Genomic DNA, 19,278 nt, shown 5'->3' on the forward strand with positions numbered 1-19,278 from the left:
GCCCACGGCCAGGCCGCCCCGGAGCCGGTAGCCTCACCCGGATGACGGCACTTTCGCACCAGGGCAACGGCCGCGCCGAGCGGCCCGGTCACGTCGGGCAGCCGGATCACGCCGGGCGCTCCGGTCACGTCGAGCAGCCCGGCCGGGACGGCGGCACGGCGACCGCCGAGGCGGATCCGCGCGCCGTCGGACCGGTGCGCACCGAGTACGCCCCCGACCCGGACGGCGATCCGGATCCCGGCGAGATCGTGTGGACCTGGGTCCCGTACGAGGAGAACGACGGCCGCGGGAAGGACCGGCCGGTGCTGGTCGTGGCCCGGGAGGCGGGCGGACGGACCGTGCTCGCCGTGCAGTTGTCGAGCAAGCGGCACGATCACGACCGGGAGTGGGTGCCGATCGGCACGGGCCCTTGGGACGCCGCGGGACGGGAGTCCTGGGTGGCCGTGGACCGGGTGCTGCGCGTGCACGAGGCCGGGATGCGCCGCGAGGCGTGCGCGCTGGACCGCGACCGGTTCGAGCGGGTGGCGGGCCGGCTGCGCGAACGCCACGGCTGGCAGTAGCCCGGAGACCCGCCCGCCGCTCCGGTCGCTCCCGCCCGCCGGCCGCCCCGGACCGCCCCGGCCGCCCCGGCCGCCCCGGCCGCCCCGGCCGCCCCGGCCGCCCTGGCCCCCTCGCGCCCGGCGGAGCCGTCGCCCCGCGGCCCTCAGGTCGCGAAGGCCCGCTCGAAGGCCTCGCGGGGGCCGGGGTCGCGGTCCAGGATGCCGAACACGACCCGCTCGAAGGTGTTCGCGAACCGGTCGGACAGGAGGATCCGGAAGGCCTCGGCCACCTGCGCCGGGTCGTTCCGGAACACGCCGCACCCCCAGGCCCCCAGGACCAGCCGCGGGTAGCCGTGCAGGGCCGCCACCTCCAGGACGAGCCCGGCCCGCCGGAGCAGCGCGCCGGGGATCTCCTCGACGCGTTCAGGCTCCTGCCGGCGGATGGTGCCCGCGTTCGGGGCGGGGGAGGTGAGGAAGCCCGCGCGGAAGGGGGTCTCCAGGAGTGCCCCGCGGTCGTCGCGGAAGACGGGGACTCCGGGCGAGTGAATCACCCGGTCGGTGTAGAAGGTGCTGCGCTCCGCCCGGTGGACCGCGTAGTACTCGGGCGCCTCCAGCAGGGTCTCGTAGAGCGCCGAGGCACGGCACAGCGCTTCCTCCTGGGCCTTGGCGCCGCGGACGTAGCCGCCCCCGGGGTTCCTGGCCGAGGCGAAGTTCAGGACGGCCACCGGACCGGCGCCGGGACCGTCCGCGCCGTCCGTCGCGAGCCTGCGGGCCGCGACCGTGCTGCTCTCCCCCGTGACCTCCACATCGGTCCGGGCGGCCGCAGGCGGCGGCAGTTCGTCTGGAGCGACCCGGTTCGGCCCGTATATCCTGGTTCCTGCCTTGGCCTCCGCCAGGGCGGCGGCCAGCGAAACCTGCCGTCCCGACCGCGTCCGGTAGCCGCCGGCCGCCAGGATCTCCGCGTTCTCCCGCGCGATCTCGCGCAATCTGCTGCTCACCCCGCCATCCTGCGCACCGCAGACCCCGGCGGCAAAGGAATTAGTGCCTGCGAGACGGGTAGGCACCGGTGATGCCACGGCTGTCGACAGGAGACGAGGACCCGGTCATGTCACAGGACTCATCCGCTCCCGCACCGCTCCCGAAGGCCCCTCCCCCATCGGTTCCCCCATCCGGCTCCCCCCTCACGGAGACGCAGGCCGAGGAGCTGCTCCACGGCATATGCTTCAAGACCGGCCCGCCGCGCCTGCTCGGTGCCGAGCTCGAATGGCTGGTCGTGGACGTCGAGCGCCCCGACCAGCCGCTGCCGCCCGAGCGCTTGCGCGCCGCGCACGCCGCCGCCCGGGCCCTGCCCCTGAACTCCGGACTCACCGTCGAGCCCGGCGGCCAGCTCGAACTGAGCTCCGCCCCCGCCGCCTCCCTGACCGGGTGCCTGGACGGCCTCCAGGCCGACCTCACCGCCGTACGCTCCGCCCTCCTCTCCCGGGGCCTCGCCCTGCGCGGCCTCGGACAGGACCCCCGGCGCCCGCAGCGGCGACTGCTCGACAGCCCGCGCTACCGGGCGATGGAGGCGCACTTCGACCGCACCGGCCCGGCCGGCCGCGCCATGATGCGCGCCTCCACGTCCGTGCAGGTCTGCGTGGACGCCGGGTTCGAGGAGCCCGGACCCTTCGGCCTCGGGCGGCGCTGGCGGCTGGCTCACCTGCTGGGCGCGGTGCTGGTGGCCGCCTTCGCCAACTCCCCCGGTCCCGAAGGCCCGTACGCCGGCTGGCGCTGCGCCCGCCAGGGCACGTGGGGCGACATCGACCCCCGGCGCGCCCTCGCCCCTCCCCTGGAGGCCGCGCCCCGCTCCGCGTGGACCCGGCAGGCCCTCGACACCGAGGTGATGTGCGTACGGTCGTACGACGGCGATCCGTGGTCGGCGCCCCGCGGGATGACCTTCCGGGACTGGCTGCGCGGCGACGGCCCGCCGGGACTGCGGCGGCCGACCCGGGACGACCTGGACTACCACCAGAGCACGCTGTTCCCCCCGGTCCGGCCGCGCGGCCACCTCGAACTGCGCATGATCGACGCGCAGCCCGGCGACGACGGGTGGCTGGTCCCGGTGGCCGTCGTGCACGCGCTGTTCGACGATCCGGAAGCCGCCGAGACGGCGTACACCGTGGCCAAGGGGCTGGCCGACTCCTACGGACCGGGCCCCGCGCCCCGCAATCCGCTGTGGAGGTCGGCCGCCCGGTACGGCCTCGCCGACCCCGAGCTGCGGAACGCCGCGGCCCTCTGCTTCCGGGCCGCCGCCGAGGCGCTGCCCCGGCTCGGCGCCGGCCCCGAAGTCCGCGACACCGTCGCGGCCTTCGCCGAGCGGTACGTCCTGCGCGGGCGATGTCCCGCCGACGATCCGCCGGCGCTGCGGACCGGCGGAACGGGGGCCCGCTCGTGACGACCGACGCCGAACGCCCCCGACCCGCCCCCGACCTGCGGGAGCGGGCCGCCGCGGCCCTGACCGCGGCCCGTGCCCGTACGGCCGGCCTCACCGACCCGGTGAGCGGCCCCGACCTGGTCGCCCAGCACTCCCCGCTGATGTCGCCGCTGGTGTGGGACCTGGCGCACATCGGGAACATGGAGGAGCTGTGGCTGCTGCGCAACGTCGCGGGCCGCGCGTCCATGCGCCCGGAGATCGACCCGCTCTACGACGCCTTCGAGCACCCGCGCGCGGAGCGGCCCAAACTGCCGCTGCTGGGGCCCGAGGAGGCCCGCCGGTACGCGGCCGAGGTCCGGGGCCGGGTCTTCGACCTGCTGGAGCACACCCCGCTGGAGGGCACCGCCCTGCTGGACTCCGGATACGTCTTCGGGATGATCGCCCAACACGAACAGCAGCACGACGAAACGATGCTGATCACTCATCAGCTGCGTTCCGGCCCGCCGGTGCTGGCGGCCCCGGACCCGCAGGCGCCCTACGATCCGCCCGCCGCGGCCGAGGTCCTCGTCCCCGGCGGCCCGTTCACCATGGGCACCTCCACCGAGCCCTGGTCGCTGGACAACGAGCGGCCGGCGCACACCCGGGAGACCGGGCCGTTCTGGATGGACACGGCGCCGGTGACCAATGCCGCGTACGAGGCGTTCATCGCGGACGGCGGCTACGAGGAGCCCCGCTGGTGGGCGCCGGCCGGCTGGGAGCAGATCCGCACGCACGGCATCGGGGCACCGCTGTTCTGGCGCCGGGACGGTGACCAGTGGCTCCGCCGCCGCTTCGGGGTGACCGAGCCGGTGCCGGGCGAGGAGCCCGTGCTGCACGTCAGCTGGTACGAGGCCGACGCCTACGCCCGGTGGGCGGGGCGCCGGCTGCCCACGGAGGCCGAGTGGGAGAAGGCCGCCCGCCACGACCCGGCCTCCGGCCGCTCCACCCGCTACCCGTGGGGTGACACCGAGCCCACCCCGGCCCACGCAAATCTGGGGCAGCGGCACCTGAGGCCGGCCCGGGCGGGCAGCTATCCGGCCGGGGCCTCCCCGCTCGGGGTGCGCCAGCTGATCGGCGACGTGTGGGAGTGGACGTCCTCCGACTTCACGCCGTACCCCGGATTCCGGGCGTTCCCGTACCGGGAGTACTCGCAGGTGTTCTTCGGGCCGGAGCACAAGGTGCTGCGCGGCGGTTCCTTCGCGGTGGACCCGGTCGCCTGCCGGGGCACCTTCCGCAACTGGGACCTCCCGGTGCGCAGGCAGATCTTCTCCGGCTTCCGCACGGCCCGCGACGGTGACAGCTGATGTGTCGTCACCTTGCCTACCTGGGGCCGGAAGCGGCCCTGGGGAGACTCCTGAGCGATCCCGAACACTCCCTGGTCCGGCAGTCCTGGGAGCCGCGCCGACAGCGGTACGGCACGGTCAACGCCGACGGCTTCGGCGTCGGCTGGTACGCGGAGGGCGACCCGGTCCCGGGCCGCTACCGCCGGTCCGGCCCCGTCTGGGCGGACGAGGGCTTCGCGGACATCGCCCGGGTCGTGCGCAGCGGGGCCCTGCTGGCGGCGGTACGGGACGCCACCTTGGCCGGGGCCGACGGGGAGGCCGCGGCGGCGCCCTTCGCGGACGGCCCCTGGCTGTTCAGCCACAACGGCGCGGTGCGGGACTGGCCCGGCGCGGTGGCCCCCCTGGCCGCCGCACTGCCGCCCGAGGAGCTGCTGCGGCTGACCGCGCGCACGGATTCGGCGCTGCTCTGGGCGCTGGTCCTGCGTCGGCTGCGCGCCGGGGACGACCTGGGCACGGCGCTCGCCGAGCCGGTCCGGGAGGTGGCCGCGGCCTCGCCCGGCTCCCGGCTGAACCTGCTGCTGACCGACGGGGCGGCCATCGCCGCGACGGCCTGGGGCGATTCGCTCTGGTACCTGCACGATCCGCAGGCCCGGCGCACGGTGGTGGCGTCCGAGCCGTACGACGACGACTCCCGCTGGCGCGAAGTGCCCGACCGGACCCTGTTGACCGCCACCCGCACCCGGGTCGAACTGACCCCTCTCGAAGGACACCCCGCTGGGGGAGAAGGAGCGCTCGTGAGTGACTTCCAGTTGACCCGGACCCTGGACGAGAGCACCGCGGGGGCCGCACTGCGCACGGACGTCCTGCACGGGCTGACGGGGACGCCCAAGGCGCTGCCGCCGAAGTGGTTCTACGACGCGCGGGGCAGCGAGCTGTTCGAGGAGATCACCCGGCTGTCCGAGTACTACCCGACCCGGGCGGAGCGGGAGATCCTGCTGGAGCGGGCGCGGGAGATCGCCTCGGAGAGCGGGGCCCGGACGCTGGTGGAGCTGGGTTCAGGCTCCTCCGAGAAGACCCGGCACCTGATCGAGGCCTTGCCCGCGCTGGACATGTACGTACCGGTGGACGTGAGCGAGAGCGCGTTGCAGGGCGCGGCGCAGTCCCTGCTCGCCGGGCATCCGGGGCTGCGGGTGCACGCGCTGCTGGCCGACTTCACGCGGGCGCTGCGGCTGCCCGAGTCCCCCGGGCCCCGGCTGGTGGTGTTCCTGGGCGGCACGATCGGAAATCTGCTGCCGCCGGAGCGGGCGCTGTTCCTGTCGTCCGTACGGGCGATGCTGTCGCCGGGGGACGCGCTGTTGATGGGGACGGACCTGGTGAAGGACGAGTCCGTGCTGGTGGCGGCGTACGACGATGCGCGGGGGGTGACGGCGGAGTTCAACAAGAACGTGCTGGCCGTCGTCAACCGGGAGTTGGGCGCCGACTTCGGCCTCGCCGACTTCGAGCACGTGGCGCTGTGGAACGGGGAGCAGGAGTGGATCGAGATGCGGTTGCGGGCCCGGGCCGACGTGGTGGTGAAGATCCCGGCGCTGGATCTCGTGGTGCCGTTCGCGGCGGGTGAGGAGATCCTGACGGAGATCTCCGCGAAGTTCCGTCAGGAGGGCGTGCGCAAGGAACTTGCTGCGGCCGGGCTGGAGTTGACCCAGTGGTGGACGGATGCGGCAGGCCGCTTCGCGCTGTCCCTGTCGGTCGCCGAGGGCGCGGCGGGCTGATCGGGTACGCCCGGGAGCGGCGCGGGACCCGCGGCGGCGGCCACGGCTGCCTGAGCTGCCGCCGCGAGGTCCCGCCGGTCCGCGTGCCGGCCCGGCGGGATCCGCGGCAGCAGCGTGATCTCGGCCCGTACTCCGCGGGCCCGGGCGATCCGCCAGAGGGAGGCGGTCAGCGGGTCGTCCCCGACGAAGGCGGCCTCCCCGGCGGGCCCCCCGTCACCCCGCAGGTACGCGAGGTGCAGGGGTTGTACGGGGACCCGGGCGTCCAGGGCGGACTGGAAGGCGGCCCGGTGGAAGGTCCCCCGGGCCCGTCCGCACCAAGTGGAGCCCTCGGGGAAGACGGTGACCCGGTCCCCGGCCAGCAGGGCGTGCGTGATGTCCTCGATGGTGGCGGGCAGGGCGCGGATGCGGTCGCGTTCGATGAAGAGGGTGCCGGCCCGCCGGGCGAGGCGGCCGAGGACCGGCCAGGTCCGCAGGTCGCTCTTGGCCAGCATGCGGGAGGGCAGCACGGCGAGGACGAGAGGGATGTCCAGCCAGGAGATGTGGTTGGCGACGATCAGGCGGCCGCCGTCGCCACCGGGGCTGCCGTGCCGGGTGATCCGTATGCCGAGGGCCCGCAGGAGCGCGGTGCACCAGGCGCGCACCACCGCGTCCCGGCGCCCGGCCGGCAGCAGTCCGACCGCTGCGGCGCCCAGGACGCAGGCCGTCATGAGGGCGAGGGCGGCCGCCAGCCGGAGCACCGCGCGCGGGACGCTCGCACTGCTTCCCCGGCGGCCGGCGCAGGTTCCGGGGGTGCAGGGCGAGGTGGGGAGCCAGCTGCTCATGCGGTCGGCGCGAGCGAGAGGAAGTGCTTGAGGTAGCGCGGGTTGGTGCGGCGCAGCGAGAGGAGCACGTACAGGTCGGCGCAGCCGAAACCTGCGTCGAGGGCGGGCTCGCCGCAGACCCAGGCACCCAGGCGGAGGTAGCCGCGGAGCAGCGGGGGGAGTTCCATGCGGTCGGGGTGGCTGATGCCTTCGCCGTTCCAGGGGAGGTGCGGGGTGACGCGGTACTCCTCGGGGGCGAGGTTGCGGGCCAGGACGGTGTCGCGGGTGGCGGCGGCCAGAATCCCGCCGTCGGCGAGGGGGACGGAGCAGCAGCCGGCGAGCCAGTTGTGCCCGGAGCGGTCCATGTAACGGGCGAGGCCGGCCCAGATGAGGGCGATGACGGCGCCGTTGCGGTGGTCGGGGTGGACGCAGGAACGGCCGACCTCGACGAGGTCGGGGCGGATGGGGGCGAGGGCGGAGAGGTCGAACTCGGCCTCGGAGTAGAGGCGTCCGGCGACCGCGGCCCGCGCGGGGGGCAGCAGCCGGTAGGTTCCCACGACCTCGCCGGTCTCCTCGTCCAGGACCAGCAGGTGATCGCAGTACGCGTCGAAGGCGTCCGCGTCCAGTCCGGGCTCGGGGCCGTCGAGGCGGGCGCCGAGCTCGCCCGCGAAGACCTGGTGGCGCAGGCGCTGCGCGGCGCGCACCTCGTCGTCGTCGCGGGCGATGCGGACGGTGTAGCGCGGGCTCGGGCCGGGCGGGGGCACGGCGGCCGGCACGGGGGCGAGGACGGATGCGGGGGCGGGGGCGAGGACGGGCGCGGGGGCGGGGGCCGTGAGGAGGGGGGACGGGGACAGGGGTGCGATGGTCATGGCGGCTCCTGATCCGGGCACGGGAGCCAGGCCGGCCGATGTGCGGCCTGGCTCCTTACTTCTTCCGTGGCGGACTGGATTCGACATGACCGGCCGACGGCCCCCGGATGTGAGGAGGCTGAACTCGGCGGTGGCGGTGCGGCGCGGTGCGGGTGCGGTGCGGCGGCCTGCGGGTCAGCGGTCGGACGCGAGGGCCTGGCTGATCGCGTCCGAGGCGACGCGGGCCGCCTGTTCGGGGTCCTGGCCGGTCAGGACGGCCGTCATGAAGGGTTTGATCGGGTTCTCGGCCTCGACCTCGGCCCACCGGGGCGACTTCGGCGTGGCCCGGCCCTGGGCCGCGCCGGGGGCCATGGCAGCGGCGCCCTCGTTGCCCTCGACCACGTGCGCGAGGCTGGTCCTGTTCGGCACGTAGCTCATGGTGCGGGCCAGTTCCGTCTGCCACTTCTCGCTGACCAGGGCGGTGATCACGTCCACGGCGCGGGGCCGCTGCCGGGTCTTCTCGGGGATGATCAGGTCGGACCCGCCGATGAAGACGGCACCGGGCTTCTCGGAGGTCTTGCCGGGGATCGGGAAGAAGCCGAGCTTGCCCTTCAGCGCCGGATTGGCCGCCTCGATCTCCTTGACCTGGCTGGGCGGGGCGATGATCTGCGCGACCCGGCCTCGGGCGAAGACCTCCGACTGCGGGGGCGTCTCCTCGTCGGCGTCCTTGGGGCCGTCGCCGAGCGCCTGGAGCTGCTTGTAGAACTGCATCCCCGCGAGGGCCTTGTCGTCGTTGAGCGCGCCCGACCACTTCCCGCTGTTCTCGACGGCGAGTTCGCCGCCCTCGTCCCAGATGAACCCGGCGAGGACGTACCAGTTCTGGCCCGCGAGGTAGATGCCCTGCTGGTCGGCCTTGTCGAGCCGCTGGGTGGCCTGGATCCACTCCTGGCGGTTCCTGGGCGGGGTCTTGATGCCCGCCTCGGTGAAGACTTCCTTGTTGTAGATGACCACCCGGTTGGCGGCGTACCAGGGCACTCCGTACTGGGCGCCGTTGAGGCTGCCGGGGTCGGAGAGGCCCTTGAGCCAGTCCTTGTTGCCCCACTCCCTCAGTCCTTCGAGGGTGAGTTCGGAGAGGCCGCCGTTCTCGATGTACCGGGCCACCTGGGTGTTGCCGACCTCGATGACGTCGGCGGTCTCCTTGCTCGTCCCCGCGAGGACGGCGTTGACCTTGTCGCCGATGCCCGTCCACTCCTGGATTCTGACCTCCAGGTCCACGCCGGGGTGCTCCTTCTCGAAGGACGCGGTGAACTTGCCGATGAAGTCGTCGGAGGCGCTGCCCTTCATCAGCCAGAGCGTCACCTTCTGCGGCCCGTCGGCCGGGCCGGACAGCTGGCTGCATCCCGTGAGGGCGGTCGCGGCCGCGAGGGCGGTGGATACGGCAAGGAAGCGCATCTTCACGAAGGTCACCTTCTGGGGACGGGGCTCAGATGGCTTGAAATTGGCATAGACCAATAGGCCGGTCAAGGGCATTTCGCACACGACTGTTCGCGCAAAGTTCGCGGACCGGGGCTTACTGGGGCACCGTGGAACGAGGCAACAGCCACCCAGTGTCGGGAGACCCCATGTCCAATCACACGTACCGGGTGACCGAGATCGTCGGCACGTCCCCGGAGGGCATCGACCAGGCCATCAGCAACGGCATCACGCGGGCGAGCCGGCACCTGCGCAATCTGGACTGGTTCGAAGTCGTGCAGGTGCGCGGACACATCGAGGACGGCCGGGTCGCGCACTACCAGGTGGGGCTCAAGGTGGGCTTCCGCCTGGACGAGGACGCCTGACCCGCCCCCGCCCCCGCTGAACCCCCACGCCCCGGTCCCGGCCCGGTCCCGGCCCGGCCGGCAACCGGGGAACGGCCCGGCACACCACCCCGGGCCCGTTACCCCCGGCCCAGGCTCGGCCCCAGGGCGCCGGGCTCGGTTCCGACGTCCGGGCCCCGCCCCGTCGGCTCAGGTCCGGCCCTCCCCCTCCTGGGCGGCCTTGAGCTCCGGTGCGGCCGCGGCCCAGTCGGCCAGAACCACCCGGAAGCCCGCGGCGCGTGCGTCCCGGCACACCAGCTCGTCGTCGTCGACGAGCATCCGCACCTCCCGGCCCCGGGCGATCCGCCGGAGCACCTCCAGCTTCGTCGTCCGGGCCGGACGGCGGTCCTGGTTGCCGCGCATCCACACCCGCCCCTCGGGGAGCCCGTGACGGGCGAGCCAGTCGGCCGTGTCCGCCCGGCACCGCTCGGGGCGCCCCGTCAGGTACACCACCTCGCACTCGACCGCGCTCTCCACCGCCAGCGACACCCCGCGCGCGAGCGGCGGATCGGCCGGAGCGGCGCCGAAGAAGCCGCTCCAGTCCCGGGGCCGCCGCTCCAGGAAGTGCTGGCGGTGGCCGGTGTCGGCCAAGGTGTTGTCGATGTCGAAGACGGCCAGCGGCCGCCCGGCGCTCTCACTCATCCCGGCAGCCTAGGCCTGTCGTCAAAGTCCCGCCTGGCCCTACTTCGACGACAGGACCCAGGGCGTACGGGAAACGGCCCCGGCGCGGGCACCGTGCGCAGGACACGGGGGCGTACCGGGGAGGGCGGGGACACCGGCCGGGAATCAGGACGCCCGCAGGACGTTGAGAGCAGTGTGATCCGCACCGTCTCGATACTCGACCGGTCCCGCACCCGCGAGGGCCACCCCGCCCCGCAGGCCCTGCGCGACACCGTGGAGCTGGCCCGCGCGGCCGACGCCCTGGGGTACCACCGGTTCTGGGTCTCGGAGCACCACAGCGTGCCCGGAGTCGCCGGCTCCGCGCCCACCGTGCTGGCGGCCGCCGTCGCGGGGGCGACCGGCCGGATCCGCGTCGGCACGGGCGGCGTGATGCTGCCCAACCACCAGCCGCTGGTGGTCGCCGAGCAGTTCGGGGTGCTGGAGTCGCTGTTCCCCGGCCGGATCGACATGGGGCTCGGCCGCTCCGTGGGCTTCACCGACGGCATCCGGCGGGCGCTGGGCCGCGGCGTCGGGGACGCCGACCGGTTCGAGGAGCAGCTGGCCGAGCTGCTGGGCTGGCTCGACGGCACCCAGCGGGCGCACCCCGAGGTCCACGCCCGTCCCGCCGAGGGTCTGGGGGTCCCGGCCTTCGTGCTGGCCACCGGCGAGGGCGCCGGGATCGCGGCCCGGGCCGGACTGCCGGTGGTGGTCGGCGACCTGCGCTCCCGCGACCGGCTCGCGGAGGCCGTCGGGACGTACCGCAGGGAGTTCCGGCCGTCCGCCCGGGCCGCGGAGCCGTACGTGATCGTCTCCGGAACCGTGGCGGTGGCCCCCACCGAGGAGGCGGCCCGTCGCATCCTGGTCCCGGAGGCGTGGGCCCTGGCGTACTCCCGCACCCGGGGCAGCTTCCCGCCCCTGCGCCCGGCCGAGGAGGTCGAGTCCCTGGAGATGGCCCCGAAGGAGCGCGGGCTGTACGAGGGCGCCCTGCGCGGGCACGTCCACGGCACCGAGGAGCAGGTGGCGGCGCAGCTGGCCGAGGTGGCCGACCTGACGGGCGCCGACGAACTGCTGGTCACCACCTCCACGTACGACCGGACGGCGCTGTTGGAGTCCTACCGCGGGCTGGCCCGGATCGCGGGCCTCTAAACTGGGACGAATGCACCAGCCCGCCGACCCCTCCCCCGCCCCGGCCGACGCCTCTCCTTCCCCGTCCCCGTCTGCCTCCGCTGCCGCTTCCGCAGCGGCCACCGCCGCCGCTCACGATCCGTTCGTCCGGGTGCGCGGCGCCCGGGAGCACAATCTGCGCGGTGTCGACGTGGACGTCCCCCGTGACGCGCTGACCGTGTTCACCGGCGTCTCCGGCTCCGGGAAGAGCTCCCTCGCCTTCGGCACCCTCTACGCCGAGGCCCAGCGCCGGTACTTCGAGTCGGTGGCCCCGTACGCCCGCCGTCTCATCCACCAGATCGGCGCCCCGAAGGTCGACTCCGTCACCGGTCTGCCGCCGGCCGTCTCGCTGGAGCAGCGGCGCTCCTCCCCCGGCTCGCGGTCCTCCGTGGGCACGGTGACCCTGCTGTCGAACTCGCTGCGGATGCTCTACTCGCGCGCCGGAACCCACCCCCCGGGGGCCGGCCGGCTGGACTCCGACGCCTTCTCCCCCAACACCGCGGCCGGCGCCTGCCCTTCGTGCCACGGGCTGGGCCGTATCCACCGGACCAGCGAGGAACTCCTCGTCCCGGACCCGGCCCTGTCGATCCGGCAGGGTGCGATCGCCGCGTGGCCCGGCGCCTGGCAGGGCAAGAACCTGCGGGACATCCTGGAGGCGCTCGGCCACGACGTGGACCGCGCCTGGCGGGAACTGCCTGCGAAGGACCGCGAGTGGATTCTGTTCACCGAGGAGCAGCCGGTGGTGACCGTGCACCCGGTACGGGACGCCGACCGCATCCAACGGCCCTACCAGGGCACGTACACGAGCGCCCACCGCTACGTCATGCGGACGTACGCGGACAGCAAGAGCGCCACCCTGCGGGCACGCGCCGAGAGGTTCCTGGAGGACTCCCCGTGCCCGGCGTGCGAAGGGCGGCGGCTGCGGCCCGAGGCGCTGGCCGTGACCTTCGCGGGGTACGGCATCGCGGAGCTGGCGGGGATGGCGCTGTCCGAACTGGACGGCGTACTGGCCTCCGCGCCGGCGTCCGGGGAGGCGGCCCGGGTGCTCGCCGAGGACCTGCGGTCGCGGATCCGGCCCGTCACGGAGCTCGGGCTCGGGTACCTGAGCCTGGACCGCACCGCGCCCAGCCTCTCCGCGGGCGAGCTGCAGCGACTGCGGCTCGCGACACAGCTGCGGTCGGGGCTGTTCGGGGTGGTGTACGTGCTCGACGAGCCCTCGGCCGGGCTGCACCCGGCCGACACGGAGGCACTGCTCGGCGTCCTGGACCGGCTCAAGGAGGCCGGGAACACGGTGTTCGTCGTGGAGCACCACATGGACGTGGTGCGGCACGCGGACTGGCTGGTGGACGTGGGGCCGCTGGCCGGTGAGCACGGCGGGCAGGTGCTGTACAGCGGGCCGCCGCCGGGGCTGGCCGGTGTGGCGCGGTCGGCGACGGCGCGGCACCTGTTCGGCACCGGCGCCGGGGCCGCGGCGCGCGGGCCGGTGCGGCGGGCGACCGGGTCCGTGCAGTTGGAAGGGGTCGACCTGCACAACCTGCGGGCAGTGGCGGCGCGGTTCCCCCTGGGGGTGTTCACGGCCGTGACCGGGGTGTCGGGATCGGGCAAGTCGACGCTGGTGGGGCAGGTGCTGGCCCGGGAGGTCGGCGAGCGGCTGGCGGAGCCGGACTTCCCCGTACGGCGGCTCGTGGAGGTGGACCAGAAGCCGATCGGCCGGACTCCCCGGTCCAACCTGGCGACGTACACGGGGCTGTTCGACGTCGTGCGCAGGATCTTCGCGGCCGAGCCGCAGGCGCGGGCGCGCGGTTGGAAGGCGGGCCGGTTCTCCTTCAACGTGGCGGGCGGCCGCTGTGAGACCTGCCAGGGCGAGGGGTTCGTCTCGGTGGAGCTGTTGTTCCTGCCCAGTACGTACGCCCCGTGCCCGGACTGCGCGGGCGCCCGGTACAACGCCGAGACGCTCGAAGTGCGCCACCGGGGGCTGAACATCGCGGAGGTGCTGGCCCTGACGGTGGAGGCGGCGACGGCCTTCTTCGCAGGGGTCCCGGCGGCGGAGCGCAGCCTGCGGGCGCTGGAGGGCGTCGGGCTGGGCTACCTGCGGCTGGGGCAGCCGGCGACGGAGCTGTCGGGCGGCGAGGCGCAGCGCATCAAGCTGGCGACGGAACTCCAGCGGCTGCGCCGCGATCACACGCTGTACCTGCTGGACGAGCCGACGACGGGCCTGCATCCGGCCGATGTGGTGGTGCTGCTGCGGCAGTTGCACGGGCTGGTGGACGCCGGGCACTCGGTGGTCGTGGTGGAGCACGACATGGCGGTGGTGGCGGGGGCGGACTGGGTGATCGACCTGGGCCCGGGCGGCGGCACGGCGGGCGGCCGCATCGTGGCGTCGGGCACCCCGGCGGAGGTGGCGGCGTCGGGAGCCGGCCGCACATCGGCGTACCTGGCGCGGGCCCTGGCGGGGTCTGCGTAGCGCCGGCCGGGCCGCCCCCGGGCGTTTCGTCGCCTCCGCCGACAGGGCCGCTGCTGCGTCGGTCTGCGCGACCGCACCGCGCGCCTCGATCCCTAAGGGCGGACTAACCGGACCTTAAAGCCGTCTTATGGCCGCCGCGCTTCCGCGGGGGTCGGGGCGGTCGGCGCGAGGACTCCATCCATGCGCTATCCATGCGATCGCCTCGGGCGACCGGCTCCCACCTGCTTCTTTGCACGGACGCGCCCCGGTGGACCCGGCCCGCCGGGCAGGCCGCGGCGGAACCGGAACCTCCACACCGCCGGATTTGTAAGCCTGCGACAAGAGCGGACCCGCAGGCGAAGCCGGCGGTTATGCAGGGGGCAGCATCCATCGAGTCGAGGAGTGCCCATGTCCCGGAAAAGGACTGTGAGTCCCAAGAAGAAGCTCGTGCTGTCCGTCGTCGCGGGAGCGCTGGTGGCGGGAGGTGTCGCGGCCACGGTGGCGACCGGCAACGCCGCCGCGCCCGAGGTGGTGTGCCAGGGGTCGACGGTCACCTTGTCCGGCGAGGCCGGAGCGCCGGCGGCAAGCAGCGGCACCTTCCCCCTCGGCACCAGGCTGAAGGTCACCAACCTGGACAACGGCCAAGCCACCACCGTCACCGTGAACAGCCCCTCGGGCAGCTGCGTCCTGCTCAACAACGCGGCCTTCGACACGGTCCGCGAGCCCGGCAAGAACCTCATCCGCCGCGCACGCATCGAACGCGTGGGCGGCGGCGAGGCACCCGCCGGCGCCGCCGGAGCGGCGGGCGCGGCCGCAACGGCGGGCGTGCAGGTCGCGCCGGCCACCGGCGAGGTGGTGTGCCAGGGGTCGACGGTCACCCTGTCCGGCGAGGCCGGAGCGCCGGCGGCAAGCAGCGGCACCTTCCCCCTCGGCACCAAGCTGAAGGTCACCAACCTGGACAACGGCCAAGCCACCACCGTCACCGTGAACAGCCCCTCGGGCAGCTGCGTCCTGCTCAACAACGCGGCCTTCGACACGGTCCGCGAGCCCGGCAAGAACCTCATCCGCCGCGCCCGCATCGAACGCGTGCTCTGAGTTGTCCGGGCTCGTCCGGAGTCGCTGACGCCATGGCGGCCGGGGTGCGGCCACGGGGACCTGCTCGGGTCGCTACGCGTCCCCGGGGAGCAGGTGCTGGGGCAGTTCGCGGAAGCTCCAGCGGCTCTGGCGGCGGGTGAACATCCAGACGAGGTCGTAGCGGTCGGGCCAGTCGGCGGGGACCCCGAGCACCTGGTGCACGCCGAGGGCGCGGACCAGGCGGGGGACGCCGGTCTGCTCCCAGCAGACCAGGACCGGCATCGGAGCGGCCAGTACGGCCCGCGCGAGGTCCGGTTCGGCGCCGAGGGCGAACTCGGCGCGGACGGGCGTGCGCAGTGCGGCGGCCAGGGGCGTCACCGTCTGCCGGCTCCGCTCGGGGGCCCCCGCCTTGCCGCCGGCCGCGAAGACGGCGGCGGGGCGGGGCAGCGAGGCGCCCCTCGACGGGGCGAAGAGGCGCGGCAGCTCATCGGCGCGGCGCATGCCGCGGCCGGCCAGGAAGCCCGGGTGCTCGACGCCCTCGTCGTCCTCGCCCGTGTCGCCCGCGTAGAGCTTCTCGGCATGCCGGACGATCATGATCAAGGCGTCGGGCGGTCCGGCCGTCGGACCGGGGGCAGGGGCGCGGGGCTGTTCCTCCACCGAGCAGGCGGCCGCCCCCAGGGGGGCGAGGGCGGCGGCCAGCACGGTGCGGCGGCGTGGTCCGTACCCGGCGGGGGCGTGTGGCATGGGCCCCACTGTCACCCATGGCCGGGGGTGCGCCGAGGCGCGGCGCGGCGGAGGCGGGTCCCGGTCAGCCGATCGGCGCAGGCGGCGACGGAGCCGGTGCGGCAGCTCCGGATCAGCGCCGGGCGGATCAGCGCGTGCCCTTGCGGAGGGCCCGCAGCCACTCCTTGTTCATCGCGGCGATCGAGGGCAGCGGGATGCCCTTGGGGCAGGCCGTGGCGCACTCCCCGGCCAGGGTGCAGCCGCCGAAGCCCTCCTCGTCCATTGTGGCCACCATGTCCAGGACCCGGGTCTCGCGCTCGGGCGACCCCTGCGGGAGGACGTTCAGGTGGTTGACCTTGGCCGAGGTGAAGAGCATCGCGGAGCCGTTGGGGCAGGCCGCCACACAGGCCCCGCAGCCGATGCACTCGGCGTGCTCGAAGGCGTGGTCGGCGTCGGCCTTGGGCACGGCGGTGGCGTGGGCCTCGGGGGCCGCGCCGGTGGGGGCGGTGATGTAGCCGCCGGCCTGGATGATGCGGTCGAAGGCGCCCCGGTCGACGACGAGGTCCTTGACCACCGGGAAGGCGGCGGCACGCCAGGGCTCGACGTCGATGGTGTCGCCGTCGGTGAAGGACCGCATGTGGAGCTGGCAGGTCGTGGTGCGCTCCGGGCCGTGGGCGTCCCCGTTGATGACGAGGCTGCAGGCGCCGCAGATCCCCTCGCGGCAGTCGTGGTCGAAGGCGACCGGCTCCTCACCGCGCAGGATGAGGTCCTCGTTGAGGGTGTCGAGCATCTCGAGGAAGGACATGTCCTCGGAGATGCCGTCGACCTGGTAGGAGGCCATGGCGCCGGGGGCGTCGGGGTTCCGCTGGCGCCAGACGCGCAGGGTGAGCTTCATGCGTAGCTCCGCTGGGTGGGGTGGACGTACTCGAAGGCGAGGTCTTCCTTGTGCAGGACGGGGGCGCGGCCTGCGCCGTCCGGGCCCGGGGGACGGTCCGCGGTCCCGCCGTACTCCCATGCCGCGACGTAGGAGAACTCCTCGTCGCGCCGCTCGGCTTCGCCGTCCGGGGTCTGGGACTCCTCGCGGAAGTGGCCGCCGCAGGATTCGGTGCGGTGGAGGGCGTCGAGACACATCAGCTCGGCGAGTTCGAGGTAGTCGACGATGCGGTTGGCCTTCTCCAGCGACTGGTTGAATTCCTCGCCGCGGCCGGGGACCTTGATCCGCCGCCAGAACTCCTCGCGGATCTCCGGGAGCCGCTGGAGCGCCTTGCGCAGTCCCTCCTCGGTACGGGCCATGCCGCAGTACTCCCACATGAGTTCGCCGATCTCGCGGTGGAAGGAGTCCGGGGTGCGGTCGCCGTCGACGGCGAGCAGGCGCGCGAGGCGCTCGCGGGTCTCGCGCACGACGGCGGCGGTCTCGGGGTGGCCGTCGCCGACGGCTTCCCGGTGGGGGTGGCGGGCCAGGTAGTCGTTGATGGTGGAGGGGAGCACGAAGTAGCCGTCGGCCAGTCCCTGCATGAGGGCGGACGCGCCGAGGCGGTTGGCTCCGTGGTCGGAGAAGTTGGCCTCGCCGACCGCGAAGAGTCCCGGGACGGTGGTCTGGAGGTCGTAGTCGACCCACAGTCCGCCCATCGTGTAGTGGACCGCGGGGTAGATCCGCATGGGGACCTCGTACGGGTTCTCCGCGGTGATCCGCTCGTACATGTCGAAGAGGTTGCCGTACTTCTCGGCCACCGCGTCCCTGCCCATGCGGCGGATGGCGTCGGCGAAGTCGAGGTAGACGCCCTGGCCGCCGGGGCCGACGCCCCGGCCCTCGTCGCAGACGTTCTTGGCGGCGCGGGAGGCGATGTCGCGGGGCACGAGGTTGCCGAAGGAGGGGTAGATCCGCTCCAGGTAGTAGTCGCGTTCCGCCTCGGGGATCTCGGCGGCGGGGCGGGTGTCGTGCTGGGCCTTGGGGACCCAGATGCGGCCGTCGTTGCGCAGGGACTCGCTCATCAGGGTGAGCTTGGACTGGTGGTCTCCGGTGCGCGGGATGCAGGTGGGGTGGATCTGGGTGAAGCAGGGGTTGGCGAAGTACGCGCCGCGGCGGTGGGCCCGCCAGACGGCGGTCGCGTTTGAGTTCATGGCGTTGGTGGAGAGGTAGAACACGTTGCCGTAGCCGCCGCTCGCCAGGACGACGGCGTCGGCGTGGTGCGTGGAGATCTCGCCGGTGACGAGGTCGCGGGCGACGATGCCGCGGGCCGCTCCGTCGATCACGATCAGGTCGAGCATCTCGGTGCGGGCGTGCATGTCGACGTTGCCGGCGGCGATCTGCCGGGAGAGGGCCTGGTAGGCGCCGAGGAGGAGTTGCTGGCCTGTCTGGCCGCGGGCGTAGAAGGTCCGCGAGACCTGGACTCCGCCGAAGGAACGGGTGTCGAGGAGGCCGCCGTACTCCCGGGCGAAGGGGACGCCCTGGGCCACGCACTGGTCGATGATCTCGACGGAGATCTGGGCGAGGCGGTGGACGTTGGACTCGCGGGCGCGGAAGTCCCCGCCCTTGACGGTGTCGTAGAAGAGGCGGTGGACCGAGTCGCCGTCGTTGCGGTAGTTCTTCGCTGCGTTGATGCCGCCCTGGGCGGCGATGGAGTGGGCCCGGCGCGGGGAGTCGGAGAAGCAGAACTGGACCACGTGGTAGCCCTGTTCGGCGAGCGTCGCACCGGCCGCGCCGCCGGCCAGGCCGGTACCGACGACGATGACGGTGTGCTTGCGGCGGTTGGCCGGGTTGACCAGCTTGGCCTCGAAGCGGCGGCGGTCCCAGCGGTCCGCGATGGGGCCTCCGGGGGCCTTGGTATCGGCGAGGGGCGCGCCGGTGGTGTACTGCGCGAAGGTGGTGTCGTCGGGGTTCACGGTCAGCTCACCACTCCGGTCATGACGGCGACGGGGACGGACACGAAGCCCGCGAAGAGGACGAGGGCCAGGGCATTGGCCAGGAACTTCAACGCCCGGTCGCGCCGGGCGGTGCCGGCGCCGAGGGTCTGGGCCGCGCTCCAGAACCCGTGGCGTACGTGCAGGCCGAGGGCGGCCATCGCCACGATGTAGACGGTGTTGCCGTACCAGGTGGAGAAGGTCGACAGGACGTTCTCGTAGGGGTGGCCGGCCCAGGCGCGTTCGTTGACGGTGAGGGTGGTGAGGTCGAGCAGGTGCCAGACGATGAACAGGGCGAGGATGATGCCGCCCCAGCGCATGGTGCGGGTGGCGTAGCTCGCGCGCCGGCGCTTGTGGGCGTACTTCACCGGGCGGGCCTTGATGTCGCGCCGGCTGAGCTGGTACGCGGACACGCCGTGGGCGACGACCGCGGCGAGCAGGGCCACGCGGACGATCCACAGGGCCCACTCGTGGTGCAGGAAGGGCGAGCCGAGGGTGCGGAGCCAGTGGGCGTAGCCGTTGAACTCGTCGGAGCCGAAGAAGATCTTGAGGTTGCCGAGCATGTGGACGACGAGGTAGCCGAGCATGATCAATCCGGAGACGGCCATCACGGTCTTCTTGCCGACCGACGAGTCCCAGAGCGTGCGCGTGGTGGACGGCCTTCGGTTCGTCCGCGTTGCCAGAGCCATGCCACAGACGGTAGGGGCCGAGGTCCCGAAAGGTCCAAGACATGATGAGGCTCATATCGATAGGCTCTCCCTATTGC

Annotated in this window: 17 protein-coding genes and 1 pseudogene; 9 read left to right on the forward strand and 9 right to left on the reverse strand. The window is 73.7% G+C overall.

Going from position 1 to position 19,278, the window contains the following annotated elements:
• Positions 1-41 precede the first annotated feature (41 nt).
• A complete protein-coding gene (locus ACFWU6_RS04800) occupies positions 42-560 on the forward strand; it encodes a type II toxin-antitoxin system PemK/MazF family toxin (RefSeq protein ID WP_383978483.1) in 519 nt (172 codons plus the stop codon).
• A 143-nt stretch (positions 561-703) separates the two neighbouring features.
• On the opposite strand, the gene ACFWU6_RS04805 is transcribed toward ACFWU6_RS04800, so the two are convergent.
• Positions 704-1,537 (reverse strand): TIGR02452 family protein, encoded by an 834-nt coding sequence (locus ACFWU6_RS04805; protein WP_383978486.1) that lies wholly within the window; start codon positions 1,535-1,537, stop codon positions 704-706.
• Between the two features lie 107 nt (positions 1,538-1,644).
• Here ACFWU6_RS04805 and egtA point away from each other — a divergent pair, with 107 nt between their 5' ends.
• The 4 genes and pseudogenes from egtA (at position 1,645) to egtD (ending at position 6,043) form a co-directional block, all read left to right on the forward strand.
• The gene (egtA, locus tag ACFWU6_RS04810) at positions 1,645-2,973 is read left to right on the forward strand and encodes an ergothioneine biosynthesis glutamate--cysteine ligase EgtA (RefSeq protein ID WP_383807457.1); all 1,329 of its coding nucleotides are present in this window, start codon (positions 1,645-1,647) and stop codon (positions 2,971-2,973) included.
• On the forward strand, positions 2,916-4,295 hold the full coding sequence (gene egtB / locus ACFWU6_RS04815; RefSeq protein WP_383978489.1) for an ergothioneine biosynthesis protein EgtB: 1,380 nt from the start codon (positions 2,916-2,918) through the stop codon (positions 4,293-4,295). Before egtA ends, egtB begins: the two co-directional genes overlap by 58 nt.
• Positions 4,295-4,975 (forward strand): annotated as a pseudogene (gene egtC / locus ACFWU6_RS04820) (ergothioneine biosynthesis protein EgtC); the annotation flags it as partial. The gene egtB and the pseudogene egtC, both read left to right, overlap by 1 nt.
• A gap of 93 nt (positions 4,976-5,068) precedes the next feature.
• Positions 5,069-6,043, forward strand: coding sequence for an L-histidine N(alpha)-methyltransferase (egtD, locus tag ACFWU6_RS04825; protein WP_383807496.1), 975 nt, complete (start codon positions 5,069-5,071; stop codon positions 6,041-6,043).
• Here egtD and ACFWU6_RS04830 read toward each other — a convergent pair.
• The 3 genes from ACFWU6_RS04830 to ACFWU6_RS04840 all read right to left on the reverse strand — a co-directional run bounded on the left by ACFWU6_RS04830 (position 5,926) and on the right by ACFWU6_RS04840 (position 9,149).
• The gene (locus ACFWU6_RS04830; protein ID WP_383978492.1) at positions 5,926-6,864 is read right to left on the reverse strand and encodes a lysophospholipid acyltransferase family protein; all 939 of its coding nucleotides are present in this window, start codon (positions 6,862-6,864) and stop codon (positions 5,926-5,928) included. The genes egtD and ACFWU6_RS04830 overlap by 118 nt on opposite strands.
• Entirely contained in the window at positions 6,861-7,712 is an 852-nt protein-coding gene (locus tag ACFWU6_RS04835) for a GNAT family N-acetyltransferase (protein ID WP_383978495.1), read from the reverse strand. The genes ACFWU6_RS04830 and ACFWU6_RS04835 overlap by 4 nt, the downstream gene beginning before the upstream one ends.
• Before the next feature lie 174 nt (positions 7,713-7,886).
• A complete protein-coding gene (locus tag ACFWU6_RS04840) occupies positions 7,887-9,149 on the reverse strand; it encodes an extracellular solute-binding protein (protein WP_383978497.1) in 1,263 nt (420 codons plus the stop codon).
• A gap of 164 nt (positions 9,150-9,313) precedes the next feature.
• Between ACFWU6_RS04840 and ACFWU6_RS04845 the strand changes: the two genes are divergently transcribed.
• On the forward strand, positions 9,314-9,529 hold the full coding sequence (locus tag ACFWU6_RS04845) for a dodecin (RefSeq protein ID WP_383807443.1): 216 nt from the start codon (positions 9,314-9,316) through the stop codon (positions 9,527-9,529).
• A 168-nt stretch (positions 9,530-9,697) separates the two neighbouring features.
• Here the strand turns inward: ACFWU6_RS04845 and ACFWU6_RS04850 are convergent, their stop codons facing one another.
• Positions 9,698-10,189, reverse strand: coding sequence for a hypothetical protein (locus ACFWU6_RS04850; RefSeq protein WP_383807440.1), 492 nt, complete (start codon positions 10,187-10,189; stop codon positions 9,698-9,700).
• A 174-nt stretch (positions 10,190-10,363) separates the two neighbouring features.
• On the opposite strand from ACFWU6_RS04850, the gene ACFWU6_RS04855 reads away from it, so the two are divergent.
• The 3 genes from ACFWU6_RS04855 (at position 10,364) to ACFWU6_RS04865 (ending at position 14,909) form a co-directional block, all read left to right on the forward strand.
• Positions 10,364-11,353 (forward strand): LLM class flavin-dependent oxidoreductase, encoded by a 990-nt coding sequence (locus tag ACFWU6_RS04855; protein WP_383807437.1) that lies wholly within the window; start codon positions 10,364-10,366, stop codon positions 11,351-11,353.
• A gap of 10 nt (positions 11,354-11,363) precedes the next feature.
• Positions 11,364-13,835, forward strand: a complete 2,472-nt coding sequence (locus ACFWU6_RS04860) for an ABC transporter (protein WP_383978500.1) — start codon at positions 11,364-11,366, stop codon at positions 13,833-13,835.
• Between the two features lie 405 nt (positions 13,836-14,240).
• A complete protein-coding gene (locus ACFWU6_RS04865) occupies positions 14,241-14,909 on the forward strand; it encodes a hypothetical protein (RefSeq protein WP_383978503.1) in 669 nt (222 codons plus the stop codon).
• Between the two features lie 72 nt (positions 14,910-14,981).
• On the opposite strand, the gene ACFWU6_RS04870 is transcribed toward ACFWU6_RS04865, so the two are convergent.
• From ACFWU6_RS04870 to ACFWU6_RS04885, 4 genes are all read right to left on the reverse strand, one after another.
• Positions 14,982-15,632 carry a hypothetical protein gene (locus ACFWU6_RS04870; protein ID WP_383807431.1) on the reverse strand — a complete coding sequence of 217 codons (651 nt, stop codon included), beginning with the start codon at positions 15,630-15,632 and terminating at the stop codon, positions 14,982-14,984.
• Between the two features lie 127 nt (positions 15,633-15,759).
• Positions 15,760-16,506, reverse strand: a complete 747-nt coding sequence (locus ACFWU6_RS04875; RefSeq protein WP_383978506.1) for a succinate dehydrogenase/fumarate reductase iron-sulfur subunit — start codon at positions 16,504-16,506, stop codon at positions 15,760-15,762.
• Positions 16,503-18,494: a fumarate reductase/succinate dehydrogenase flavoprotein subunit gene (locus ACFWU6_RS04880; RefSeq protein WP_383978509.1), complete on the reverse strand. Its 1,992-nt coding sequence runs from the start codon at positions 18,492-18,494 to the stop codon at positions 16,503-16,505. Before ACFWU6_RS04880 ends, ACFWU6_RS04875 begins: the two co-directional genes overlap by 4 nt.
• 2 nt (positions 18,495-18,496) lie before the next feature.
• Complete coding sequence (locus ACFWU6_RS04885; RefSeq protein WP_383807423.1) at positions 18,497-19,201, reverse strand: succinate dehydrogenase cytochrome b subunit; 705 nt, start codon at positions 19,199-19,201, stop codon at positions 18,497-18,499.
• Between the last annotated feature and the right edge of the window lie 77 nt (positions 19,202-19,278).

The sequence above is a fragment of the Streptomyces sp. NPDC058674 genome, assembly GCF_042716505.1.
Lineage (GTDB): Bacteria > Actinomycetota > Actinomycetes > Streptomycetales > Streptomycetaceae > Streptomyces.

Bases quoted from the DNA above. Each gene is read 5' to 3' on its own strand.
- ACFWU6_RS04800 (WP_383978483.1), top strand. From the start codon at position 42: ATGACGGCACTTTCGCACCAGGGCAACGGCCGCGCCGAGCGGCCCGGT.
- egtA (WP_383807457.1), top strand. From the start codon at position 1,645: ATGTCACAGGACTCATCCGCTCCCGCACCGCTCCCGAAGGCCCCTCCC.
- egtB (WP_383978489.1), top strand. From the start codon at position 2,916: ATGTCCCGCCGACGATCCGCCGGCGCTGCGGACCGGCGGAACGGGGGC.
- ACFWU6_RS04830 (WP_383978492.1), bottom strand. From the start codon at position 6,864: ATGAGCAGCTGGCTCCCCACCTCGCCCTGCACCCCCGGAACCTGCGCC.
- ACFWU6_RS04835 (WP_383978495.1), bottom strand. From the start codon at position 7,712: ATGACCATCGCACCCCTGTCCCCGTCCCCCCTCCTCACGGCCCCCGCC.
- ACFWU6_RS04845 (WP_383807443.1), top strand. From the start codon at position 9,314: ATGTCCAATCACACGTACCGGGTGACCGAGATCGTCGGCACGTCCCCG.
- ACFWU6_RS04850 (WP_383807440.1), bottom strand. From the start codon at position 10,189: ATGAGTGAGAGCGCCGGGCGGCCGCTGGCCGTCTTCGACATCGACAAC.
- ACFWU6_RS04860 (WP_383978500.1), top strand. From the start codon at position 11,364: ATGCACCAGCCCGCCGACCCCTCCCCCGCCCCGGCCGACGCCTCTCCT.
- ACFWU6_RS04870 (WP_383807431.1), bottom strand. From the start codon at position 15,632: ATGCCACACGCCCCCGCCGGGTACGGACCACGCCGCCGCACCGTGCTG.
- ACFWU6_RS04875 (WP_383978506.1), bottom strand. From the start codon at position 16,506: ATGAAGCTCACCCTGCGCGTCTGGCGCCAGCGGAACCCCGACGCCCCC.
- ACFWU6_RS04885 (WP_383807423.1), bottom strand. From the start codon at position 19,201: ATGGCTCTGGCAACGCGGACGAACCGAAGGCCGTCCACCACGCGCACG.